This window comes from Massilia sp. Soil_C_3, assembly GCF_057657035.1.
The window spans coordinates 1-20,375 of record NZ_JBDGJG010000011.1 but is presented as its reverse complement, the minus strand read 5'-3'; the positions used below and the strand labels follow the sequence as shown (position 1 = coordinate 20,375).

The following is a 20,375-nucleotide window of genomic DNA, read 5'->3' as shown; positions in this document are numbered from 1 at the left end:
CGGGGACGACGTGCCCAGGCTCGTGGCCCGAGTTAGCGACTGTTGGCAAATAGCTTATGCACGTCGTTACCGCGCAGGCGGGAACCCAAGTTCGCAGCACATCTTCAGCGCAAAAAAAAGCCGCCCGGCGCAAACCGGGCGGCTTTTTTACATCCACACCACCAATGAATTAGTGGTTGTGCAGGAAAGTCTTGAGCTTGTCCGAACGCGAAGGCTGGCGCAGCTTGCTCATCGCCTTGGCTTCGATCTGGCGGATACGCTCGCGGGTCACGTCGAACTGCTTGCCCACTTCTTCCAGCGTGTGGTCGTTCGACATCTCGACGCCGTAGCGCATGCGCAGCACCTTGGCTTCGCGCGGGGTCAGCGAGTCCAGCACTTCCTTGATCACGTTGCGCATCGAGGCGTGCAGCGCGGCGTCCAGCGGGGCCAGGGTCGCGTTGTCTTCGATGAAGTCGCCCAGCTGCGAATCGCCGTCCTCGCCCATCGGGGTTTCCATCGAAATCGGTTCCTTCGCGATCTTCATGATCTCGCGAACCTTATTCTCCGGCATCTCCATCTTGGCGGCCAGGGTCGGCAGATCTGGCTCGCTGCCGGTTTCCTGCATGATCTGGCGCGAGATGCGGTTCATCTTGTTGATCGTCTCGATCATGTGCACCGGCACGCGGATGGTGCGCGCCATGTCGGCGATCGAGCGCGTGATCGCCTGGCGGATCCACCAGGTCGCATAGGTCGAGAATTTATAACCGCGACGGTATTCGAACTTGTCGACCGCCTTCAGCAGGCCGATATTGCCTTCCTGGATCAGGTCCAGGAACTGCAGGCCGCGGTTGATGTATTTCTTTGCGATCGAGATCACCAGACGCAGGTTGGCCACCGTCATTTCGCGCTTGGCCTGGCGTGCGCGCTTCTCGCCGGCCGCCATCTGCTTGTTGATCTTGCGCAGGTCGGCCAGCGGCAGCGCCACGCGCGCCTGCAGGTCGATCATGCGCTGCTGCAGCTCTTTGATTGCCGGCAGATTCCGGCTCAGCACCGCGCTGTACGGATAGGCGCAGTCGACTTCGCGGTCGCCCCATTGCAGGTCGGTCTCGTTGCCCGGGAAGACCTTGATGAAGTGGGCGCGCGGCATGCCGCAGCGGTTCACGCAGATGTCCAGCACTGCGCGCTCGATCGAACGCACCTCGTCCATCTGGCGGCGCAGGGTGTCGCACAGCTTTTCCACGACCTTGGCGGTGAAGCGGATGCCCAGCAGCTCGTACGAGATGACGGCCTGCGCTTCTTCGTAGGCCGGCGAACCGTAGCCTTCGTTCTTGAATGCGTGGCCCATCAGGTCGAACTGCTGCTCGATCAGGGTGAACTTCTCCAGCGCGCTCTTGCGCAGCTGGGCCAGTTGCTCGGCCGAATAGCCGGCCGCGGCGCCGCCGGCGTTACCGCCCTCGCCTTCCTCTTCTTCTTCCTCGACTTCTTCCTCTTCCTCGTCGTCCTCTTCGGCCGCGGCAGCCGCGTGGGCCACCGAAGCGGCGGGCGCCGGGGTGTCGTTCAGGTCGACGAAGCCGTCCACCACATCGTCGATCTTCATCTCGTCGCTGGCGATCTTGTGCGACAGCGCGATGATTTCCGAAATCGTGATCGGGCACGCCGAGATGGCCTGCACCATGTCCTTCAGGCCCTGCTCGATGCGCTTGGCGATCTCGATCTCGCCTTCGCGGGTCAGCAGCGACACCGCGCCCATTTCCCGCATATACATGCGGACCGGGTCGGTGGTGCGGCCAAAGTCGGAGTCGGCGGTCGACAAGGCGGTGGCGGCGGCGGCTTCGACTTCATCTTCGCTGGTCGGGGTCACGGCCTGGTCCGACAGCAGCATCATCTCGGCTTCAGGGGCGCGCTCGTAGACGGCGATGCCCATGTCGTTGAAGGTCGCGATGATGCCTTCGATCGCTTCCGGATCGATGATGTTTTCAGGCAGGTGGTCGTTGATCTCGGCATGGGTCAGGTAGCCGCGCTCCTTGCCCATATTGATCAGGTTCTTCAGCTGCTGGCGGCGTTTTTCGAGTTCGGTTTCCGAGAAGCCGGCTTCGCTCAGCATGCCGATGCCCTTGGCCTTGCGCTCGCGCGCTTTCGAGGCGGCCTTCAATTCGGCGCGTTCGACGGCGTTCAACGCCGCGACTTCGTCGTTCTCCGGCACGAATTCGCTTGGCTTGCGGCCGCGGCGGCCCGGAACCTTCACCTGCGGCAGCAGGTAGCCCGAAGTGTCGATCGCGGCCAGCGCGGCGGCGTCGGTGGTCTTGCTGACGGCGCCGACGGCGCTCACGGGAACGCTGGCGCTGGCGTCGACGCGGCGCACGGCGCGGGTGCGCACGACTTTCGGCGCTTCCTCGGCGGCGGCCTCGGCCACCGGCGCCGCGGTCGGAGCAGGGGCGGCGACCGCGGCTTCCGGCTCGGCCGTCTTCAGGGCGGCCAGCTTGCCGCGCTTGCGCACGATGACCGGCGCCACGGCCGGCTTGCCCTGCGCCTGCTGGTATTCGGCGGCCAGGTCGATGCCGGCGTCCACGTCGGCAGCGACAGAGTCAGGAGCAGATTCGTCGACCACCGGGGCGGCGGCTTCGGCCACGACTTCTTCGACCGCGGCGGCGATCGGGGCCACGACCGGCGCAGCAACAGCAACAGGCGCCTCCTCCACGACTGGCGCAGCGACCGGCTCGGCCGCCACCGGGCCGCCGGCGGCCAGGATGGCGTCGGCCTGGGCCTTGAGCGTGGCTAGGCGCGAACGGGTCTTGACCACCGTCACCTTGGCCGCCGCTTCCGTTTCGAGGAAGTAGGAGGTCGCGGTTTTCGGCACTGCCAGCGGCGCCGAAGCCTTGGCCGGCGCTTTTTTCGCTGTCAGTGTCAATGTCTTGGCGGTGTTTTTCATACTTAAAACTCTCCAGTCGAGGCCTGTTGCGCGCCTGCGAAGTCAATAATCCAGCGGGACCCGCGTACGGGTCCTGGGAAAGGGGGAACGGAAGTGGCCCTACCTAGGGGCGGACATGCTAGGTTTCAAGCACGACTTACCGGTTTTTGCGCGCGCCAACTCGATTCTGGGCTGCGGACAGATAGGCGATGGTCGATGTTCAAAATCGTGCTGTGCATGTCGGAACGAAAAAAAGCCCGCTAACACGGGCTTGCATCTATTTTTCTAGAAGAATAGGGGAAGGGGCTATTATGCCCCAATGCAAGTTTTGGTGATAATTGATAGATCCGATAAGGGATATACACAATTCACATAGCGCCGCCCTGACATGCCCTCCCGACAAGCTTCCGGGAAGGTCTGCGCCGGCGCAAGCCGGTCTCAAGGCAAGAGGCGGATGATACACGATTTCATGCGCCGACGCTTCTCCCCGCTGTAAGTTTCCCAACATTTATAATTGGAACTAGTACAATGCGCGCCCGAGCGCCGTGCTATCCTTCGCAATCTTGTTCTTACCATGAAGTCAATGAATACCAATACCCCTGCAGAGTCCGTCGACACCAACGCCACCGCGCCGGAGGCGCAGCAGCCGCAAGCAGCAGCACCGGCCGCACCGGCGCCAAGCGCCGCGCCGGCGCAAGGCCTGTCGGCGCGCGCACTGCTCAAGCAGCTCCAGCAGGAGTATCCAGCCTTCCGCGACTGCCTGCCGCTGTCGATCGGTATCGACAAGCAGCTGCTGGCCCGCATGCCCGGCCTGGACAAGAAGGTCATGCGCGCCGCACTCGGCATCCACACCGGTTCGATGCGCTACCTGCGCGCGATGGAAAAGGCGAAAGTGCGCCATGACCTGGACGGCACCGCCGGCGCCGAAGTGCCCGAGGCGCACCGCCTGCACGCCAAGGAGCAGCTGCAACAGCGCTTCAAGAAAGAAGCAGAGCGCAAGAAGGCCGAGCGCGACGCCGCGCAAGAAGAAGAAAACAACCGCAAGCGCCAGGAAAAACTGCAGGCGCTGGCCTCCAAATTCGCCAAGAATTGAGCGCAGAGCCCGAGATCATCGAGGACGATTTGCCGGCCTACGTCGGCATCGACCTGGCCAATGTGCGCCTGGTGCGCAGCGAGCAGGACGCGCGCGAGGCGCTGGCCGACTTGCTGGGTAGCGACGCGATCGGCTTCGATACCGAATCCAAGCCGACCTTCGCCAAGGGAGAAGTCTCGACCGGGCCGCACCTGGTGCAGCTGGCGACCCTGGAAACGGCTTGGCTGTTCCAGACCGCGACCCCGGCCGGCAATGCGCTGGCCATCACCGTCCTGAAACCCGTGCTCGAGGACGAGCGCGTGCTGAAGGTCGGCTTTGGCCTGGGCGACGACGTGCGGCGCCTGAAATCCAAGTTCGGCATCGAGCTGCGCAATGTGCTCGACCTGTCGACGGCCTTGCGCCGGCGCGGAGAACGCAATCCGCTTGGCGCGAAGAGCGCCGTCGAGCGCTTTTTCGGCCAGCGCCTGCAAAAGTCCAAGCGCATCACCACCACCAACTGGGCCCTGCCCCGGCTGTCGGACAAACAGCTGCAGTATGCGGCCGACGATGCGCATGCGGCCTTGAAGATCTACCGCCATTGGAAGGCGAATCCGCCGTCTCTATAAGCCAGTAGGGTGGACGGCTCGCCGTCCACGCGTCCACCGGCACCTGCCCTGCCCCCAAAGAAAGAGCGAAACCTCAACTATTCGCGTTATCATTCCCACCATCTTCGATGCCGGTGGGAGCACATGAGTTCACGAAGCCTTCGCCTCTTCTTCGCCTCCCTGTTCGGCGCGCTGGCCTGTGCAGCCACGGCGGCGCCGCAAACCGTTCCCGACACGCTCGACCAGCGCCTGCTCGCTTGCGCCACCTGCCATGCGCGGGTCGATGCGGGCGGCAATCCGGTCAACGACAGTTTCTATCCGCGTTTGCAGGGCAAGCCGGCAGGTTACCTGTATCACCAGCTGCTGAACTTCCGTGACGGCAGGCGCCAGTATCCGCTGATGACCTACCTGGTCGACCACTTGCCCGACGCTTACCTGCGCGAGATCGCCCAGCACTTCGCGGCCCTGCCGCCGACCGTGTTGCCGCCCCAGGCTTCTGGCTTGTCAGTCGCGGCGCTCGAACGCGGGCGCCGGCTCGTGCTCGACGGCGACGCGGCGCGCAAGATCCCTGCCTGCATCGCCTGTCATGGCGCGCGCCTGACCGGCGTGCAGCCGAACATCCCGGGCCTGCTCGGCCTGCCGCGCGACTACGTCAACGCGCAATTCGGCGCCTGGCGCAACAAGGTGCGGCGCGCGCATGCGCCGGACTGCATGGCCGACATCACGGCGCGCCTGTCGCTGGAGGACGTGGCCGCCGTTTCTGGCTGGCTGGCGGCGCAGCCAATGCCGCTTGACCCGCGCCCGGCCGAATCCATCGCGCGCCCCTTGCCGCTGGCCTGCGGCAGCGATCCGGAGGCGCGGTGAAAACGTTACGGATAGCCCTCCTTGTCCTCATCGTTGTCGCGCTGGCCACGGCGGCATTGGCCTGGCCGCGCGCCGAGCATATTCCGTCGGCTTCGCCGCAGGCCTACGCTCCATCTGCCGCCAATATCGCGCGCGGCGCCTACCTGGCGCGGGCCGGGGACTGCATCGCCTGTCACACGGCGCGCGGCGGCGTGGCGTATGCCGGTGGGCGCGCGCTCGAGACGCCGTTCGGGCGTTTCTATGGGCCGAATCTCACGCCCGACAAGGAGACCGGGATCGGCCAGTGGAGTGCGGACGACTTCTGGAACGCCCTGCACAACGGCATCGCCAAAGATGGCCGCCTGCTTTACCCGGCCTTCCCCTACACGAACTACACCAAGGTCACGCGCGCCGATTCGGACGCCCTGTTCGCCTACTTTCGCAGCCTGGCGCCGCAGCGCCAGCCGAACCGGCCGCACGAACTCGGCTTCCCCTATAACAGCCAGGCACTGCTGGCCGGCTGGCGCCTGCTGTACTTCCAGCCCGGCGTGCATGAGGAGCAGTCAGCGCGCGGCGCCGAGTGGAATCGCGGCGTCTACCTGGTCGAGGGGCTCGGTCATTGCAGCGCCTGTCACAGCACACGCAACCAGTTCGGCGCCAACAAGGAAGGACTCGACGGTGGCCTGATTCCCACGCTGGGCTGGTATGCGCCGTCGCTGACGTCCGGCAGCGAGGCTGGCCTGGGCGACTGGGACAAGGAACACATCGTGGCGCTGCTCGGCACCGGCATCTCGCCGCGCGGCTCGGCAACGGGGCCGATGGCCGAAGTGGTGGCGCGCAGCCTGCAGCACCTGACGACCGACGACCTGGGGGCGATGGCGAGCTATCTGCAATCGTTGCCGGCGACGCCCGCGCAGCGGCCGGATCGCGTGCCGCCGGCGAGCGAGCAGGTGTTGGTCGAAGGCCGCCGCATCTATGAAGCCAGATGCGCGCAGTGCCATGGCGACGATGGACGGGGCAAGCTGCCGGCTTATCCTCCGCTGGCCGGCAATCGCGCGGTGACCCTGACGCCGGCCGTGAATGCGATCCGCATGACGGTCAATGGTGGCTTCCCGCCCGGGACGAAGGGCAATCCCCGCCCGTTCGGCATGCCGCCGTTCGGCCATGAGCTGGACGATGCCCAGGTGGCGGCAGTGCTCAGTTGGATCCGAACCAGTTGGGGCAATGCGGCGCCGCCTGTGACTGCGGTCGAGGTGAACCGGTACCGGGCGATTGCGGGAGACTAAAAGCGGGTGGCGCCGTGCCCTACCCTTGCCTGCCAGAACCGTACGGCTGTGCAGGTATGGCCATGCTATCGTCGTGACCAAACTCCCGTGAACCGATCAGGCTCACGTTGGCGGCCTGCGCGCAGTCGCGCCGCCCTGAGCCGGCCCGAAAGGATAAGTATGACCCGTTTCAATGAAAAAACCGTACTGGTCACCGGTGCCGCTTCCGGCATCGGCCTGGCAGTCGCCCGCCTCTTCCTCGACGAAGGCGCGCGCGTGGTGATGCTCGATATCGATGGCGACAAGCTGAAGAAGGCTGCTTCCAGCCTGCCCCAGGACCGCGTCCTCGTGCAGGTCGGCGATACCGCCGACAAGGGCACCGCGACCGCCGCCGTCAAGGCAGCGGTCGAGCGCTTCGGCGGCTTGCATATCCTCATCAACAATGCCGGCATGGCCACCGAGGGCGACATCACGCAGACGAGCGAAGAAGACTTCGAGCGCGTCATGGCGGTCAATGTCGGCGGCTACTATCACATGGCCAAGGCGGCGATGCCCGAGCTGATTAAAGTGCGCGGCTCGATCGTCATGACCTCCTCGGTTTCCGGACTTGGGGGCGACTGGAATCTGTTTGCCTATAACACCTCGAAAGGCGCCGTCAGCAATATGGTGCGGGCGATGGCAATGGATATGGGAAAGCATGGCGTGCGCGTAAACGCCGTCAATCCGAGCTTCACGAAAACCGGGATGACCGAGGATATGGTGAGTGATCCTGAGCTGGTCGCCAAGTTCAGGGAACGCATGCCGCTCGGCGCGCCGGAGGATCCGGAAGGCGTGGCGGCGGCGATGGCATTTTTGGCGAGCGACGATGCGCGCCTGATTACCGGGGTCAACCTGCCAGTGGATGCCGGACTGATGGCGTCGAACGGACAGCCGCCGCAGTAAGCCCGGCATCCGGCGCTGGCGGCGCAACGTCAATCAAGCTTCGGAGGCCACCCAGACGAGGTTCCACAAGTGGCCGTCGATATCCTCGAACCCCTGGTTATACATGAAGCCATGGTCCTCCGGCGGGTGTGGGATCCGGCCGCCGGCCGCGACGGCTTTGGCGATGAGGGCATCGACTTCCGCCCGGCTTTCGCAGCTCAGGCAGATAACGATCTCATTGGCTTCCTTCGCCTGCGCGACAGGCTTGTCGATCAGGGACCTGAAAAAAGGTTCGGTCGTCAGCATGGCCTGGATGGTGTCGCCGACGATGTGCATGAATGCCGAGTGCTCGCCGCTGAAGCGGGCATTGAACGTGAAGCCGAGCGCGGAAAAGAAGGCCTTGGATTTGTCCAGGTCCTTCACCGGCAAGTTGAGGATGATCTGCTTGTTCATCGTGTTTCCTTCTAGAAGGTGGAATGGGCAACCGGTGCATCACCCCTACGACGAATGACAGCGCGCGCAATCGACACGCCGTCGAACAATATTTCTTGGCGGGCCGATCAAACCATGTCTGCGAACGCAACCCGATCCGTGGTGGCATTACGCGCATCCTCGACCCGCACCTTATGCGAAGCCAGCAGCGCCTCAAGCGATGAATTCATCGTGTGGCAACCGGCATCAATGCCCTTGTTCATATGAGCGCGGATACCACCCAGGTCCCCCGCCTCGAGCATCCGCACGACCGCCGGGCTCGGCGTCAGGCACTCGGTCGCCAGGTAGTAGCGATTGCCCTCGACCGACGGCAGCAAGGCCTGGCACAGGATGCCCCGCAGCGCATGCGCCAATGCCTGCGCCTGTGCGTCCGAATTACCCAGCAAGCGCAGCATCTTTTGCAGCCCGAGCTCGGTCGACCGCGCATGCAGGGTCGCCAGCACCAACGGTCCCGACTCGGCCAGCGCCAGCGCCTCCTGCGCCGTCTGCGCGTCGCGGATCTCGCCGATCACGATGACATCCGGCCGCTCGCGCAGCGCATCCAGCGCCCCCAGGTAATAGCTCTCGACGTCCCCATCCTCCCCCACCTCGCGCTGGGTAATGATGCACTTGCGCTGAGGGATCAGGGTTTCAACGGGATCTTCGATGGTGATGATATGCCCTGAACGCTGGCGATTGATCTCGTCCAGGATCGACGCAATGGTGGTCGACTTGCCCTGGCAGGTATCGCCAATGATCAGCACCAGCCCGCTGGTCAACTGCGCAAACTCGCGCTCGTCATCCCACAGGCCAAGATCACCCAGCGCAATCGGTTCCTTCGGAAAGCGCCTGATCACGCAGCCGATGCGCTTGCCGCCCTGGAAGCGGAAGCAGTTGGCGCGAATGCGCGCCGTATGCAAATCGATCGATCGGTCGAAGGCGCGCGAGGCGATGCGCTGCGGCCAGTTCGGCTCGATCACGTCGAAGAATTCTTCCAGCTCTTCCTTCGTGATCGGCGAATCGGTCACCGCCACCAGGCCTTTCGGCTGGCGCAGCATCAGCGGGCTGTTCTGGTGGATGATGATGTCCGAGAACACCAGCTTCGAATTGAGCAGGTGCAGGATCTGCTGCACCAGGGTCTCGAACACCGGATGGTCTTCGTTTTCGATGTACGAGAGGGTCGGGATCTGCGAGGACTGGTGGTATTCCATCTGGTGGCAAAGAAAAGACGCGTTCCAGTCATTATAGAACTGGAATGTTGCACCAGAGTAAAAATATCGTCAGCGTGACAAACTCGCAACAATGCGGTCGCCGAACACCGTGATGCTCACGCCCAGGGCCACCACCAGCGCACCGGTCAATCGTACCGGTGATACTTCACGCTTCACCATATTGATCAAACCAAAATGATCGATCGCGATCGAACTGAGCAACTGACCGGCGATCACCAGCACCACCAGGGTCAACAGGCCGATGCGCGGCGCCAGGAACACGGTGCCGAGTACGAAAGCCGCGCCCATGAAACCGCCCAGGAATTTCCAGGCCGGCTGCGACGGCAGCGCCGCCAGGGTCGTCCCCAGGCCGGACATGCCGCCCTTGGCCAGCGCCATCACCAGCAGCGCCACCGTGCCGCAGCTGAAGGAGATCAGCGCGGCCATGATCGAATTGGCCCCGATCGAATGGGCCAGCTGGCTGTTCACCGCGGCCTGCGCCGACATCGCGATGCCGATGCAGAATGCCGCCGCCAATAAAATCAGGTTCATCTCAGTACGTCCAGGCAAAAAACGCACGATTCTAGTGCATTCCGGGCCGGCGCGTGGGCGCGCCCCGTCGCGTGCTCGTGCATTTCATCCCCGAAAGGCTGCAATTCGTCGCAAACGGCTCTCCCGGACACGCCCGGCTGGCTACGATGGCTGCCATACCAACAAATCGCGGAGTCCACCCATGCCAGCCTTCAAGCCATCCTTCGCCGTGCGCACCCTGCTGCTGGCCGCCACTCTTGCCTGCGTCGCCGCGCCGACGCCCGCCATGGCCTGGCCCTTTGGCGGCGAAAAAGTCGAAGGCAGCGGCAGCGTGACGCGCCAGGCGCGCCAGGTCGAGCGCTTCACCGGCATCGCGCTCGAATTGCCGGCCCAGCTCGAACTACGCATGGGCAATACCGAAGGCATCACGATCGAGATCGACGACAATCTGCAGCGCCTGATCGAGACCGAGGTCGACGACGGCGTGCTGCGCATCCGTCCCACCAAGCGCAATATGAACCTGCGCGCGCGCACCATGAAGATCGTCGTCAACGCGCGCCAGATCGAGCGCCTGTCGCTGGGCGGCTCGGGCACCATCGATGCCGAGGCGCTGCGTGCCCAGAGCCTGCGGATCAACCTGGGTGGCTCCGGCAAGATCCGGGTCGCCAGCCTGGACGCCGATAAAGTCTCGGTCAGCGTCGGCGGCAGCGGCGACTTCCGCGCCAACGGCGGCAAGGCGCGCGACGTGTCGGTGTCGATCGGGGGTTCGGGCAATGTCGACCTGGGCAAGGTCGCGGCCGACAGCGCCAGCATCAGCGTGGCCGGTTCGGGCGATGTGACGGTCTGGGCCAGGAACGAATTGAGCATGTCGATCGCCGGCTCGGGCGACGTCAAGTACTATGGCGACCCGAAGCTGCGCAGCTCGGTCGCCGGTTCGGGCAAGTCGCGCCGCCTGGGCGACGCGCCGAACTGATTCGGTAGCGGCGTCTCTTACAGGGCGCCGCGCAGCACTTCGCGCTCGACCTGCACCGTGTCCGTGCCGTCGGTCAGCCACACCTGGCCGTCCTGGATCGTGCACTGCAGTTGCATCGAGCGTTGCGCCATCTTTTCCAGCTGCGCGCTGATCTCGGACGGGATATTGATCACGCTGACGTTTTTCGCGCGCTCGATCTTGTTGGCCAGGCCCTTGAACCAGATGCTGCTGGTCGCGCTATAGCTATACACCACCACCTTCTCGGCGCGGCCGGCCGCCTTCAGCAGGCGCTTCTCGTCCGGCTGGCCGACCTCGATCCAGGTCTGGATGGCGCCGGTCAGGTCCTTCAGCCACAGCGCCGGTTCCTCGACGTCGAACAAATCCTTGCCATAGGCGAGCGCCGGATCGGCGTGCATGGCGAAGGCCAGCACACGGATCATCACGCGCTCTTCGGTCTCGGACGGATGCCGGGCGATGGTCAGGGCATGTTCCTGATAATAGTTTCGGTCCATGTCGGCGATCGACAGGTCGGCCTTGTAGATGGTCGCTTTGATAGCCATTGTTGCGTGCGCTTGTAGGGGCTGGTAGATGAAAACCCGCTATTGTCGCATGCGCGGCGACTGCCGGGTTCCCTGCCGGTATAGACTAGCCGTCTTACCGAATATGGAGACCGCGATGACCAATGCTTTTCCTCCGAACCAGCAGTTCCTGCTCGCCGCCCGCCCGGTCGGGCTGCCCAAGCGCGAAGACTGGCAGTTCCACGAACAGGCCGTGCCTGAACCGGGCGAAGGCGAGGTGGTGGTCAAGGTGCTGTACCTGTCGCTCGACCCGGCCATGCGCGGCTGGATGAACGAGGGCAAATCGTATATCCGCCCGGTGGCGATCGGCGAAGTCATGCGCGCCGGCGGCGTGGGCGTGGTGGTGGCTTCGCGTTCGGCGCGCCTCAAGGTGGGCGACCACGTGATGGGCGGCACCGGCGTGCAGCGCTACTGGTCCGGGCCGGCCGACGACAAGACCGCCAACCTGGCCAAGATCGATCCGCAAGTGGGCCCCCTGACCGCCTGGTTGAACCTGCTGGGCATGCCCGGCATGACGGCCTATTTTGGCCTGCGCGAAGTCGGCCAGGCCAGGGCCGGCGAGACGGTGGTGGTGTCGGGCGCGGCCGGCGCGGTCGGCATGACCGTGGGTCAGGTTGCGAAACAGATGGGCTGCCGCGTGGTCGGCATCGCCGGCGGGGCCGAGAAATGCGCTTTCGTCGTCGACCGCCTCGGCTTCGATGCCTGCATCGACTACAAGGCCGGCAACGTCGGCGCCGCGCTCAAGCAGCATTGCCCGCAGGGCGTCGACGTCTATTTCGACAACGTCGGCGGCGAGATCCTCGACACCGTCCTCACCCGCATCAATATGAAGGCGCGCATCGTGATCTGCGGCGCGATCTCGCAGTACAACGTGACCGAACCGGTCAAGGGTCCGGCCAACTACCTGGCGCTGCTGGTCAACCGCGCGCGCATGGAAGGCATGATCGTGTTCGACTATGCGGCGCGCTATCCCGAAGCCGTGGCCCAGCTCGGCGAATGGCTCAAGGAGGGCGCGATCCAGAGCCATGAATACGTGGTCGATGGCTTCGAGCAGTTCCCGCAAGCGCTGCTGATGCTGTTCGAAGGCCGCAACCTCGGCAAGCTGGTGCTGAAAGTGGCGGACGCCTAGAACTTGTCGCCGGCTCCATGGTCGTACAGGTCAGGGCGCCTCGCCCTGCCTTCATGGAGCCGCCATGCTGTCCCTTTTCGAACAATTCTCCGCCAACCCGGCGCTGCAGGGCCAGTTCGGCACGCCGGCGGGCGCACCGCTCAACGCGCAATTGGCCACCCAGTTGGGCGCGCAAGCGAACCAGCTGGCCACGCTGTCGCAGCGCAGCCATGAGCTGCTGGCGCGCCTGACCGACCTGAACCTGCAGATGGCGCGCCACGTCGTCGAGACCGCGCTCGACACCGGCCGCCAGCTCGCCGCCTGCACTGATCCCCTGCAGCTGGCCCCCACCGCGATGCGCGGCTGGCAGCCGCTGGGCGAACACGTGCGCGCCTGGCAGCAGGGCCTGATGGGCGTGATGGCCGAAGCCCAGACCGGCCTCGGCCACGCAGCCGCGCTGGCGCCGGCGCCCGCGAAACGTCCCGCCTGAGCGGGCCTGGGCGCCGTGTGGCGACGGGGCGGAACTAACGCTCACCACGTTTCTCTAAACGCACGAGCGCAGCCCGAGATCGCTCAATCATGCATAGCGTACGGCCTCTACAACCGACAGCCCCAAGGGCACAAGGAGATCGACATGGCGACCAGCAAGGAGAACGGAGGAAAGAGCAGCAGCAGTCAGGGCAACGCCCAGAAGAGCGGGCCGCCCGCCAAGCGCGGCTTCGCGGCAATGGACCAGAACCAGCAGCGTGAAATCGCCAGCAAGGGCGGCCAGGCGGCCCACCAGAAAGGCACGGCGCACGAATTCGATTCCGAAGAAGCGCGCCGCGCAGGCCAGAAAGGCGGCGAGGCCGTGAGCCGCAACCGTGCCCATATGGCCGACATCGGCCGCAAGGGCGGCGAAAGCCGGCAATCGGCGCAGCGCGCGGCAGCCGCCGCGGCCTCGCAGAAGGGCAACCGCCAGGGCGAAGACAGCTAGCGCTGCCTGGCTGTTGGCTGTCCACGGGGTGGTCCCGGCGCGGCCCGCGCGGCGGGCCTGCCCCTGTGGTACATTGCCGGGCTTATGCCTACCCTGAAATACCTGACCGCCTACCCGGACACCCTGCGAGCCCAGGTGAGCGGGCTGATCGAACAGAACCGCCTTGGCGACACCTTGCGCCGCCGCTATCCCGAGCCGCACGGCATCCGCACCGACCGCGCCCTCTACGACTATGTGCAAGATCTCAAGGACGACTACCTGCGCCAGGCCGCGCCTGTCTCGAAGGTCGCCTTCGACAGCAAGATCCAGATCATCCAGCACGCGCTGGGCCTGCACACCGCCATTTCGCGGGTCCAGGGTTCACGCCTGAAGGCCAAGCACGAGATCCGCATCGCCAGCCTGTTTCGCGATGCGCCGCTGCCCTTCCTGCGCATGATCGCCGTGCACGAACTGGCGCACCTGAAGGAAAAGGAACACGACAAGGCGTTCTATAAATTGTGCTGCTGGATGGAGCCGGATTACCACCAGCTCGAGTTCGACGTACGCCTGTACCTGACCTGGCTCGACCTGTCCGGCGAGCGCTTGTGGGGCGGCGACTAGCTCGACTGCGCTGACACCGCGGGTGACGCTGGCGGCTGGTGCAGCGGCGACCGTCCCGCGCCATCCGGCTGCGCCGCGCAAGCGCGGGTGCAGCGCTGCAGCGCCGTGTCGCAGGCGCCGAGGCGCGCCATCCGGCGTCCGTTGTCGCCGGCGGCATCGAGCGCGCGGGTCGCCTGGCCCGGCACCGCGCTCTGGGCCGTGCGCGCCAGGGGGTTGCGGTATTCGGCGGTAGAACCGGTCAAGCGCTGTTCCAGCGGCAGCGCCTGGGCGCCGGCGCGGCATTCGCGCTGTTCGGAGGCGCACATCGAGGTGCAGAACGCCGGGTCCGCGGCCAGCGCGGGCCTTGCCACCGACACGGTGGCGGCCAGGGTAGCAAGGACGATCAAGGCTAAACGATTCATTCCAACCTTTCAGGAAAACGTGGCGGCATGCCATCCTGTCATCCTAGCCTGTTTTCAAACACCACGGCTCCCTGAAGGCCATGGCGATCGCAGCCGGTCGCCATCGTTGCCAAACAACAACGAACGTTTCGTCAAAGTAAATTTCTAACCGGCTGTCACTCGACTTCGCGCACCGGCTCCGCTACAGTCTGCACACTCGGAATTGCCGTCATACCGAGGCCTCCCTCGCCTCCGGCCACTCACACATCACATGGTTCAGCAACATACCAGGCGCCTGTCGGCCGCGTTCGCTACGTGCGCGCTCGCTTTCCTGTCCTCCCACGCCAGCGGCGCCGACGCGCCGGGCGAGCCGGCCACGTCCACGCCCGTCCTGAAGCTGTCCGGCTTCGGCACGCTGGGCGCGGTGTATGCAGACTCGCGCAGCGCCGACTTCACCGCCTCGGTGCTGCGCGCCGACGGCGCCGGCCATACGCGGGCCTGGAGTCCGGACGTCGACAGCCGCCTCGGCGCCCAGCTCGACCTCGATCTTGGCGCCTGGTCGGGCGTGCTGCAGGTGATCAGCGAGCAGCGGCTGGACGGCAGCTATGCGCCCCAGCTCGAATGGGCCAATGTGAAATACCAGCTCACGCCCGACCTGGCCGTGCGCGCTGGCCGTATCGCCCTGCCCGTCTTCCTCGGCGCCGAATCGCGCAAGGTCGGCTACACGATCCCCTGGGTGCGCACGCCGGTCGAGGTCTACGGCTCCCTGCCGATCTCCAGCAGCGACGGCCTCGACGCCACCTGGCGCTGGGGCACGGGTTCGGTGCTGCATGCCACCCAGGTATTCGCCGGCCGCACCAACCAGGACCTGCACAACGGGCTGCGCATCGAGGCCGAGGACATCGTCGGCCTGTCGCACAGCATCGAACGCGGCGCCGTCAGCGCGCGCCTGTCGGCCGCCAGCGGACGCCTGAACACCGCCATCGGCGAAGAACTGTTTACGGTGCTGCGCGGCTTCGGGCCGGCCGGCGACACGCTGGCCGACCGCTACGAGATCAGGAACAAGCGCGTCTCGATGGTCAGCATCGGCATGAGCATCGATCCGGGCGCCTGGTTCGTGACCGCCGAGTGCGGACGCACCCGCACCGATTCGCTGCTCGGTGGCGGCACCTCGATGTATGTCGGCGCGGGCCTGCGCCGCGGCGCACTGACACCCTACGCCGGCTACTCCCAGGTGCGCGCCGACGTCCCGACCCGCGATCCCGGCCTACCGCTGGAAGGCTTGCCGCCGCCGCTGGCCGCGGCGGCCGGCCAGATCAACGCCGGCATCAACGATTTCCTGGCGACGATCCCGGTGCAGTCCACCTGGAGCGCCGGCCTGCGCTGGGATGCGGCGACCAATATCGCGCTCAAGCTGCAGCTCGACCGGGTGCGTCCGCGCGATGGCTCGCGCGGCACCCTGATCAACAACCAGCCCGGCCTGCGTCCCGACCGCGCGGTGCACGTCGGCAGCGTGGCCATGGACTTCGTGTTCTGATGCGCGCTCTCTTTCGCTCGCCTCGGGGCATGTTCGCCACCCTCGCCCTCGGCCTGGCCGCCGCCAACGCGTCGGCCGAGCTGGTGGTGGTGGTCTCCAGCCGCAGCCCCGTAGCGGCCATCAACGCCGACCAGGTAGCCGCGATCTTCCTCGGCCATGCCAGCCGCTTCCCGGACGGCACCCAGGCGGTCGCCGTCGACCAGCAGCTCGGCGCGCCGCAGCGCGACAGCTTCTACCTCGGACTCACCGGCAAGACGCCGGCCCTGCTCAAGGCGCACTGGTCGAAGATGGTGTTCACCGGCCGCGGCCAGCCGCCGCGCGAAGCCACCGGCGACGCCGGCGTGCGCCGCCTGGTGGCCGGGAATCCGGCGATGATCGGCTATATCGAGCGCGACGCGCTCGACGCCTCGGTGCGCGCCGTGCTGGTGCTGCCGTGAGGGTGCGATGAACACGCTCGCGTCCATCGCCACGCCGGCCGCGCCGTTTCCGGTCCGGGCGCGCCCCATGCCCGCGCGCTGGCTCGCCCTCGCGCTTGAGACCCATATCTCGCTGCCGCTGTTTGCCCTGTTCCTGCTGGGCGCCATGTGGTTCGGCACCCTGCACGTGATCGAAGCGGAACGCCGCACCGCGGCGACGGCGGCGCGCGACGCCACCCACGAACTGCTCGACACCTACGAGGCGCAGATGGCGCGCAGCCTGAGCAATATTGACCAGACCCTGCGCGTGCTGAAATACGCGGTCGAGCAAAACGGCGCACAAGGCGCGCTGCCCGCGCTGGCGGCTAAGGGGCTGCTCCCGCCCGGCCTGGTGTTCCAGGTCGAGATCACCGACAGCCACGGGCGCGTGGTGGCCAGCAATCCGGCTGCCGGCGCGCGCGACCTGTCCGGCGCCAGTTATTTCGAGTTCCACCGCCACATGCGGCATGACCAGCCCTACGTGAGCCAGGCCATCGTCCACCCGCGGGCCGCCGAGCCGCATCTTCATTTCTCGCGCCGCATCGACGACGCCGCCGGCCGCTTCGCCGGGGTGGCCATCGTTGCGGTCGACCCGGCCTATTTCACCAGTTCGTACGAACGCTCGCGCCAGGGCGAACGGGGCCTGCTCGGCCTGGTCGGGGTGGATGGCGTGGTGCGCGCGATGCGCATCGGCGAACAGGTCTCCTGGGGCCAGTCCTACACGCCCGGCCCCACCGACATGGTCGGCCTGCGGGCCTGCCGCATCGATGGCGAGACGCGCTATACCAGCAGCCGGCCGCTGGGCGGCTTCCCGCTGCTGGCGGTGGCCGGCCTGTCGGAGAGCGAACAGATGGCGCAATTTCGCCAGCAGCGGCGCGCCTGGCTGCTGGGCGCCGGCGCCGGCAGCGCGCTGCTGGTGGCGGTGGTGATCCTGGTCAGCGCCTGGTCCTGGCAGCTGGCCAAGGCGCGCCGGCGCGAGCGCCAGGCCCAGGAAACCTATGCCGCGGCCTCGGAAGCCAGCCCCGATGCCTTCTTCGTCCTGCGCAGCATCGTCCGGAACGACCGGGTGGCCGACTTCACCATCGTCACCACCAATAGCCGCGCCGAACAGCTCACCGGCCTGCGCAAGGAGCAGCTGGCCGGCCAGCGCATGTCGGTGATGCTGCCCGCGGCCTTCAGCGCCGGCATTTTCGCCGACCTGGCCGCGGTGGCGGTGGACGGCGTCACGCACGAAACCGAATGGCTGGCGCGCTCGCTGCCACAGGGCGAACGCTGGCTGTACCGCCAGGCGGTCGCGGTCGAAGACGGCGTGGTGGTGATCGTGCGCGACATCACCGAGCGCACGCTGGCCGAAGGGCGCATCCGCCACCTGGCCCACCACGACGACCTGACCGGCCTGCCCAACCGCAGCCTGCTGCGCGAGCGCCTGGACGAGGCGATCGCGACTGCCGCCGGCGACGGCGGCGCGGTGGGCCTGGCCTTCATCGACCTGGATGGCTTCAAGCTGGTCAACGACGCCCTCGGCCACAACGCAGGCGACGCCCTGCTGAAGGTGGTCGGCGCGCGCATGGCGCGTTGCCTGGGCACGGGCGACACGCTGGCGCGCTTCGGCGGCGACGAATTCGTGATCCTGCTGCCCGCCCTGTCGGGCGAGCCTGCCGCCATTGCGCCGCTGCTGGAACAGGTACGCCAGGCGGTCACCGAGCCGGTGCTGGTCGAGGGCCAGGAAGTGCAGGTCAGCTGCAGCATCGGCGTGACTTTCTATCCGCGCGACGGGCTCGACGCCAACGCCCTCATGATGCACGCCGACGTCGCCATGTACCGCGCCAAGGAGCTGGGCAACGACAACGTCCAGTTCTACGCCAGCGAGATGAACGCCAGCATCGACGAGAAGCTGATGCTGCTGGAAGGCTTGCGCGCCGCATTGGATACCTGCGTGGATGCCTGCGTGGATAGCTGCTCGGAGGGCTATCCCGATCCTTGCCAGTTCGAGCTGCTGTACCAGCCCAAGGTCGACCTGCGCTCGGGCCGCCTGTTCGGCGTCGAGGCGCTGATCCGCTGGCACCATCCGGAGCAGGGCCTGGTCTCGCCCGATCGTTTCATCGGCCTGGCCGAAGAGAGCGGCCTGATCGTCCCGATCGGCGAATGGGTGCTGCGCACCGCCTGCGCCCAGGGCGTCGCCTGGCGCGCCGCCGGCCTGCCGCCGCTGAGCATGTCGGTCAACGTCTCGGCGCGCCAGTTCGAGGACAAGCGCCTGGTCGAGCGCATCGCCGACGCCCTGCGCGCGAGCGGTCTACCGCCCGAAGACCTCGAGGTCGAGGTGACCGAGAGCCTGATCATGCGCGACCTGGGCCGCTCGGTCGACAAGATGCGCGAGCTGGAGGCGATGGGCGTGTCGCTCTCGATCGACGACTTCGGCACCGGCTACTCCAGCCTGTCGGCGCTGAAATCGTTCCCGATCAGCCGCCTCAAGATCGACAAGTCCTTCGTCGCCGACCTGGCCAGTTGCGCCGACGACCAGGCGATCGCGCTGGCGGTGATCTCGCTCGGTCATAAACTGAACCTGCGCGTGATCGCCGAGGGCGTCGAGACCGAGCAGCAGCGCGACTTCCTGCGCGCCAACGACTGCGACGAGATGCAGGGCTATCTGTTCAGCCGCCCGCTGCAGGCCCACGCCCTGGCAAGCCTGCTGGCCGACAGCCACGGAGTCGTCGCGTGAAGCCGGTGCGCGACACCACCAGCGTCCTGCTCGGCGCCGAGCCCACGCTGCGGCGCATGCTCAATTACTGGATCGCCACCGCCCTGCTGTACCTCGCGGCCCTCCTGCTGCTGGCCTGCCAGGTGGCGGCCGGCCACACGCCGCGCGAGCCGGCCCTGCTGCTGGGCGCGACCGCCGCCGCCGGCACCCTGGTCTCATATTCGCTGATCCGCTTCAGCGCGGCGCTGGGCCTGGCGCCGGGGGTGCTGGCGATGCTGCAGTCGCTGTTCGCGATCGGCTGCGGCATGGCGGGGTATGCAATCGCCGGACCGGTGCGCGGCGCGCTGCTGTGCATGACCGTGGTGATCATCGCCTTCTGCGCCGTCGCCCTGCGCCCGCGCCAGACCATGTTCCTGTCGGCCGTCACGCTGGGCGGCATGGGCAGCGTCATGTGGTGGCTGCAGGCGGGAGACCCGCTGCGCCATCCGCCCGCGGTGGAAGCGATGAACTTCGGCTACATGGCGGCGGCGCTGCTGTCCACCGCCCTGCTGTCGAGCGAGATGACCAAGCTGCGCCGGCGCATGAAGCGCAAGAAGCAGGAACTGGAAAAAGCGCTCGAGACCATCCGCACCCTGGCCACGATCGACGAACTGACGGCCCTGGCCAACCGCCGCCACATGAACGAACTCCTCTGCGCCGAGGAGCGGCGCCAGCCGCCCGGCACGGGCAGCTGCGTGGCCCTGCTCGACATCGACTTCTTCAAGCAGGTCAACGATCTCCACGGCCACGCGCTGGGCGACACCGTGCTGCGCGAGTTCGCCAGCGCCGCGCGCGGTGCGCTGCGCGCGAACGACACGCTGGCGCGCTGGGGCGGCGAGGAATTCCTGCTGCTGTTGCCGGACGCCGCGCCGCACGACGCGCGCCAGGTGCTCGAGCGCATGACCAACCACGTGCACGCGCTGCGGGTCGAGGGACTCGATCCCGCGCGCCGCATCAGCTTTTCGGCCGGCCTGGCCGCACGCCGCACGGGCGAGCCGTTCACCGAGGCGATCAGCCGCGCCGACAAGGCGCTGTACCGGGCCAAGGCTGCGGGACGCGACCGGGTCGAGGTGGCCTGAAACCGGTCTCGGTGATAACTCGCCGTCCACCCGAGGCCACCGCTCAGCTGACACGTCGTTCCCGCGAAGTGAACTGCCACAAGAAAGTCGGACAGCTATTGTCCACTTTCGAGGGGTAGATGGTTAAACGCACGAAGCAGTTCAAA

The 20,375-nt window shown here is 66.4% G+C and carries 20 protein-coding genes; 14 read left to right on the top strand and 6 right to left on the bottom strand.

The genetic code is table 11. The features are described 5' to 3' along the window. Positions 1–169 precede the first annotated feature (169 nt). Positions 170–2,908: an RNA polymerase sigma factor RpoD gene (gene rpoD / locus AC3A6F_RS21600; protein ID WP_487684763.1), complete on the bottom strand. Its 2,739-nt coding sequence runs from the start codon at positions 2,906–2,908 to the stop codon at positions 170–172. Positions 2,909–3,470: 562 nt separating this feature from the next. Between rpoD and AC3A6F_RS21595 the strand changes: the two genes are divergently transcribed. From AC3A6F_RS21595 to budC, 5 genes are all read left to right on the top strand, one after another. Beyond that, positions 3,471–3,980, top strand: a complete 510-nt coding sequence (locus tag AC3A6F_RS21595) for a ProQ/FINO family protein (RefSeq protein ID WP_487684760.1) — start codon at positions 3,471–3,473, stop codon at positions 3,978–3,980. Next, positions 3,977–4,585, top strand: coding sequence for a 3'-5' exonuclease (locus AC3A6F_RS21590; RefSeq protein WP_487684758.1), 609 nt, complete (start codon positions 3,977–3,979; stop codon positions 4,583–4,585). The genes AC3A6F_RS21595 and AC3A6F_RS21590 overlap by 4 nt, the downstream gene beginning before the upstream one ends. 123 nt (positions 4,586–4,708) lie before the next feature. Beyond that, entirely contained in the window at positions 4,709–5,428 is a 720-nt protein-coding gene (locus AC3A6F_RS21585) for a c-type cytochrome (RefSeq protein WP_487684755.1), read from the top strand. Beyond that, complete coding sequence (locus tag AC3A6F_RS21580; protein WP_487684752.1) at positions 5,425–6,693, top strand: c-type cytochrome; 1,269 nt, start codon at positions 5,425–5,427, stop codon at positions 6,691–6,693. The genes AC3A6F_RS21585 and AC3A6F_RS21580 overlap by 4 nt, the downstream gene beginning before the upstream one ends. Positions 6,694–6,852: 159 nt before the next feature. Then, the gene (budC, locus tag AC3A6F_RS21575; protein WP_487684749.1) at positions 6,853–7,614 is read left to right on the top strand and encodes a meso-2,3-butanediol dehydrogenase; all 762 of its coding nucleotides are present in this window, start codon (positions 6,853–6,855) and stop codon (positions 7,612–7,614) included. 33 nt (positions 7,615–7,647) lie between these two features. Here the strand turns inward: budC and AC3A6F_RS21570 are convergent, their stop codons facing one another. The 3 genes from AC3A6F_RS21570 to AC3A6F_RS21560 form a co-directional block, all read right to left on the bottom strand. After that, complete coding sequence (locus AC3A6F_RS21570; protein ID WP_487684747.1) at positions 7,648–8,046, bottom strand: VOC family protein; 399 nt, start codon at positions 8,044–8,046, stop codon at positions 7,648–7,650. Between the two features lie 107 nt (positions 8,047–8,153). Next, complete coding sequence (locus tag AC3A6F_RS21565; RefSeq protein WP_487684745.1) at positions 8,154–9,275, bottom strand: type IV pilus twitching motility protein PilT; 1,122 nt, start codon at positions 9,273–9,275, stop codon at positions 8,154–8,156. Positions 9,276–9,344: 69 nt separating this feature from the next. Continuing rightward, positions 9,345–9,827 carry a DMT family transporter gene (locus AC3A6F_RS21560; protein WP_487684742.1) on the bottom strand — a complete coding sequence of 161 codons (483 nt, stop codon included), beginning with the start codon at positions 9,825–9,827 and terminating at the stop codon, positions 9,345–9,347. Between the two features lie 181 nt (positions 9,828–10,008). Here AC3A6F_RS21560 and AC3A6F_RS21555 point away from each other — a divergent pair, with 181 nt between their 5' ends. Continuing rightward, positions 10,009–10,779, top strand: a complete 771-nt coding sequence (locus AC3A6F_RS21555) for a head GIN domain-containing protein (RefSeq protein WP_487684739.1) — start codon at positions 10,009–10,011, stop codon at positions 10,777–10,779. Positions 10,780–10,796: 17 nt separating this feature from the next. Here the strand turns inward: AC3A6F_RS21555 and AC3A6F_RS21550 are convergent, their stop codons facing one another. Beyond that, positions 10,797–11,339: a YaeQ family protein gene (locus tag AC3A6F_RS21550; RefSeq protein ID WP_487684736.1), complete on the bottom strand. Its 543-nt coding sequence runs from the start codon at positions 11,337–11,339 to the stop codon at positions 10,797–10,799. Between the two features lie 115 nt (positions 11,340–11,454). Here AC3A6F_RS21550 and AC3A6F_RS21545 point away from each other — a divergent pair, with 115 nt between their 5' ends. The 4 genes from AC3A6F_RS21545 (at position 11,455) to AC3A6F_RS21530 (ending at position 14,041) form a co-directional block, all read left to right on the top strand. Further along, on the top strand, positions 11,455–12,486 hold the full coding sequence (locus AC3A6F_RS21545; protein ID WP_487684734.1) for an NADP-dependent oxidoreductase: 1,032 nt from the start codon (positions 11,455–11,457) through the stop codon (positions 12,484–12,486). A gap of 64 nt (positions 12,487–12,550) precedes the next feature. Beyond that, complete coding sequence (locus AC3A6F_RS21540; protein WP_487684731.1) at positions 12,551–12,955, top strand: phasin family protein; 405 nt, start codon at positions 12,551–12,553, stop codon at positions 12,953–12,955. 144 nt (positions 12,956–13,099) lie between these two features. Beyond that, complete coding sequence (locus AC3A6F_RS21535) at positions 13,100–13,441, top strand: KGG domain-containing protein (RefSeq protein WP_487684728.1); 342 nt, start codon at positions 13,100–13,102, stop codon at positions 13,439–13,441. An 84-nt stretch (positions 13,442–13,525) separates the two neighbouring features. Beyond that, positions 13,526–14,041 (top strand): YgjP-like metallopeptidase domain-containing protein, encoded by a 516-nt coding sequence (locus AC3A6F_RS21530; protein ID WP_487684726.1) that lies wholly within the window; start codon positions 13,526–13,528, stop codon positions 14,039–14,041. Here AC3A6F_RS21530 and AC3A6F_RS21525 read toward each other — a convergent pair. Next, entirely contained in the window at positions 14,038–14,442 is a 405-nt protein-coding gene (locus AC3A6F_RS21525) for a hypothetical protein (protein WP_487684723.1), read from the bottom strand. The genes AC3A6F_RS21530 and AC3A6F_RS21525 overlap by 4 nt on opposite strands. A 250-nt stretch (positions 14,443–14,692) precedes the next feature. On the opposite strand from AC3A6F_RS21525, the gene AC3A6F_RS21520 reads away from it, so the two are divergent. Genes AC3A6F_RS21520 through AC3A6F_RS21505 form a run of 4 tightly spaced genes read left to right on the top strand, consistent with a single transcriptional unit; the run spans position 14,693 to position 20,229 of the window. After that, positions 14,693–15,958, top strand: a complete 1,266-nt coding sequence (locus AC3A6F_RS21520; RefSeq protein ID WP_487684720.1) for a hypothetical protein — start codon at positions 14,693–14,695, stop codon at positions 15,956–15,958. Between the two features lie 29 nt (positions 15,959–15,987). Further along, positions 15,988–16,395, top strand: coding sequence for a phosphate ABC transporter substrate-binding protein (locus tag AC3A6F_RS21515; RefSeq protein WP_487684717.1), 408 nt, complete (start codon positions 15,988–15,990; stop codon positions 16,393–16,395). 7 nt (positions 16,396–16,402) lie between these two features. Continuing rightward, positions 16,403–19,132, top strand: coding sequence for a bifunctional diguanylate cyclase/phosphodiesterase (locus tag AC3A6F_RS21510; RefSeq protein ID WP_487684714.1), 2,730 nt, complete (start codon positions 16,403–16,405; stop codon positions 19,130–19,132). Next, on the top strand, positions 19,129–20,229 hold the full coding sequence (locus AC3A6F_RS21505) for a diguanylate cyclase (protein ID WP_487684711.1): 1,101 nt from the start codon (positions 19,129–19,131) through the stop codon (positions 20,227–20,229). Before AC3A6F_RS21510 ends, AC3A6F_RS21505 begins: the two co-directional genes overlap by 4 nt. The last annotated feature ends 146 nt before the right edge of the window (positions 20,230–20,375 follow it).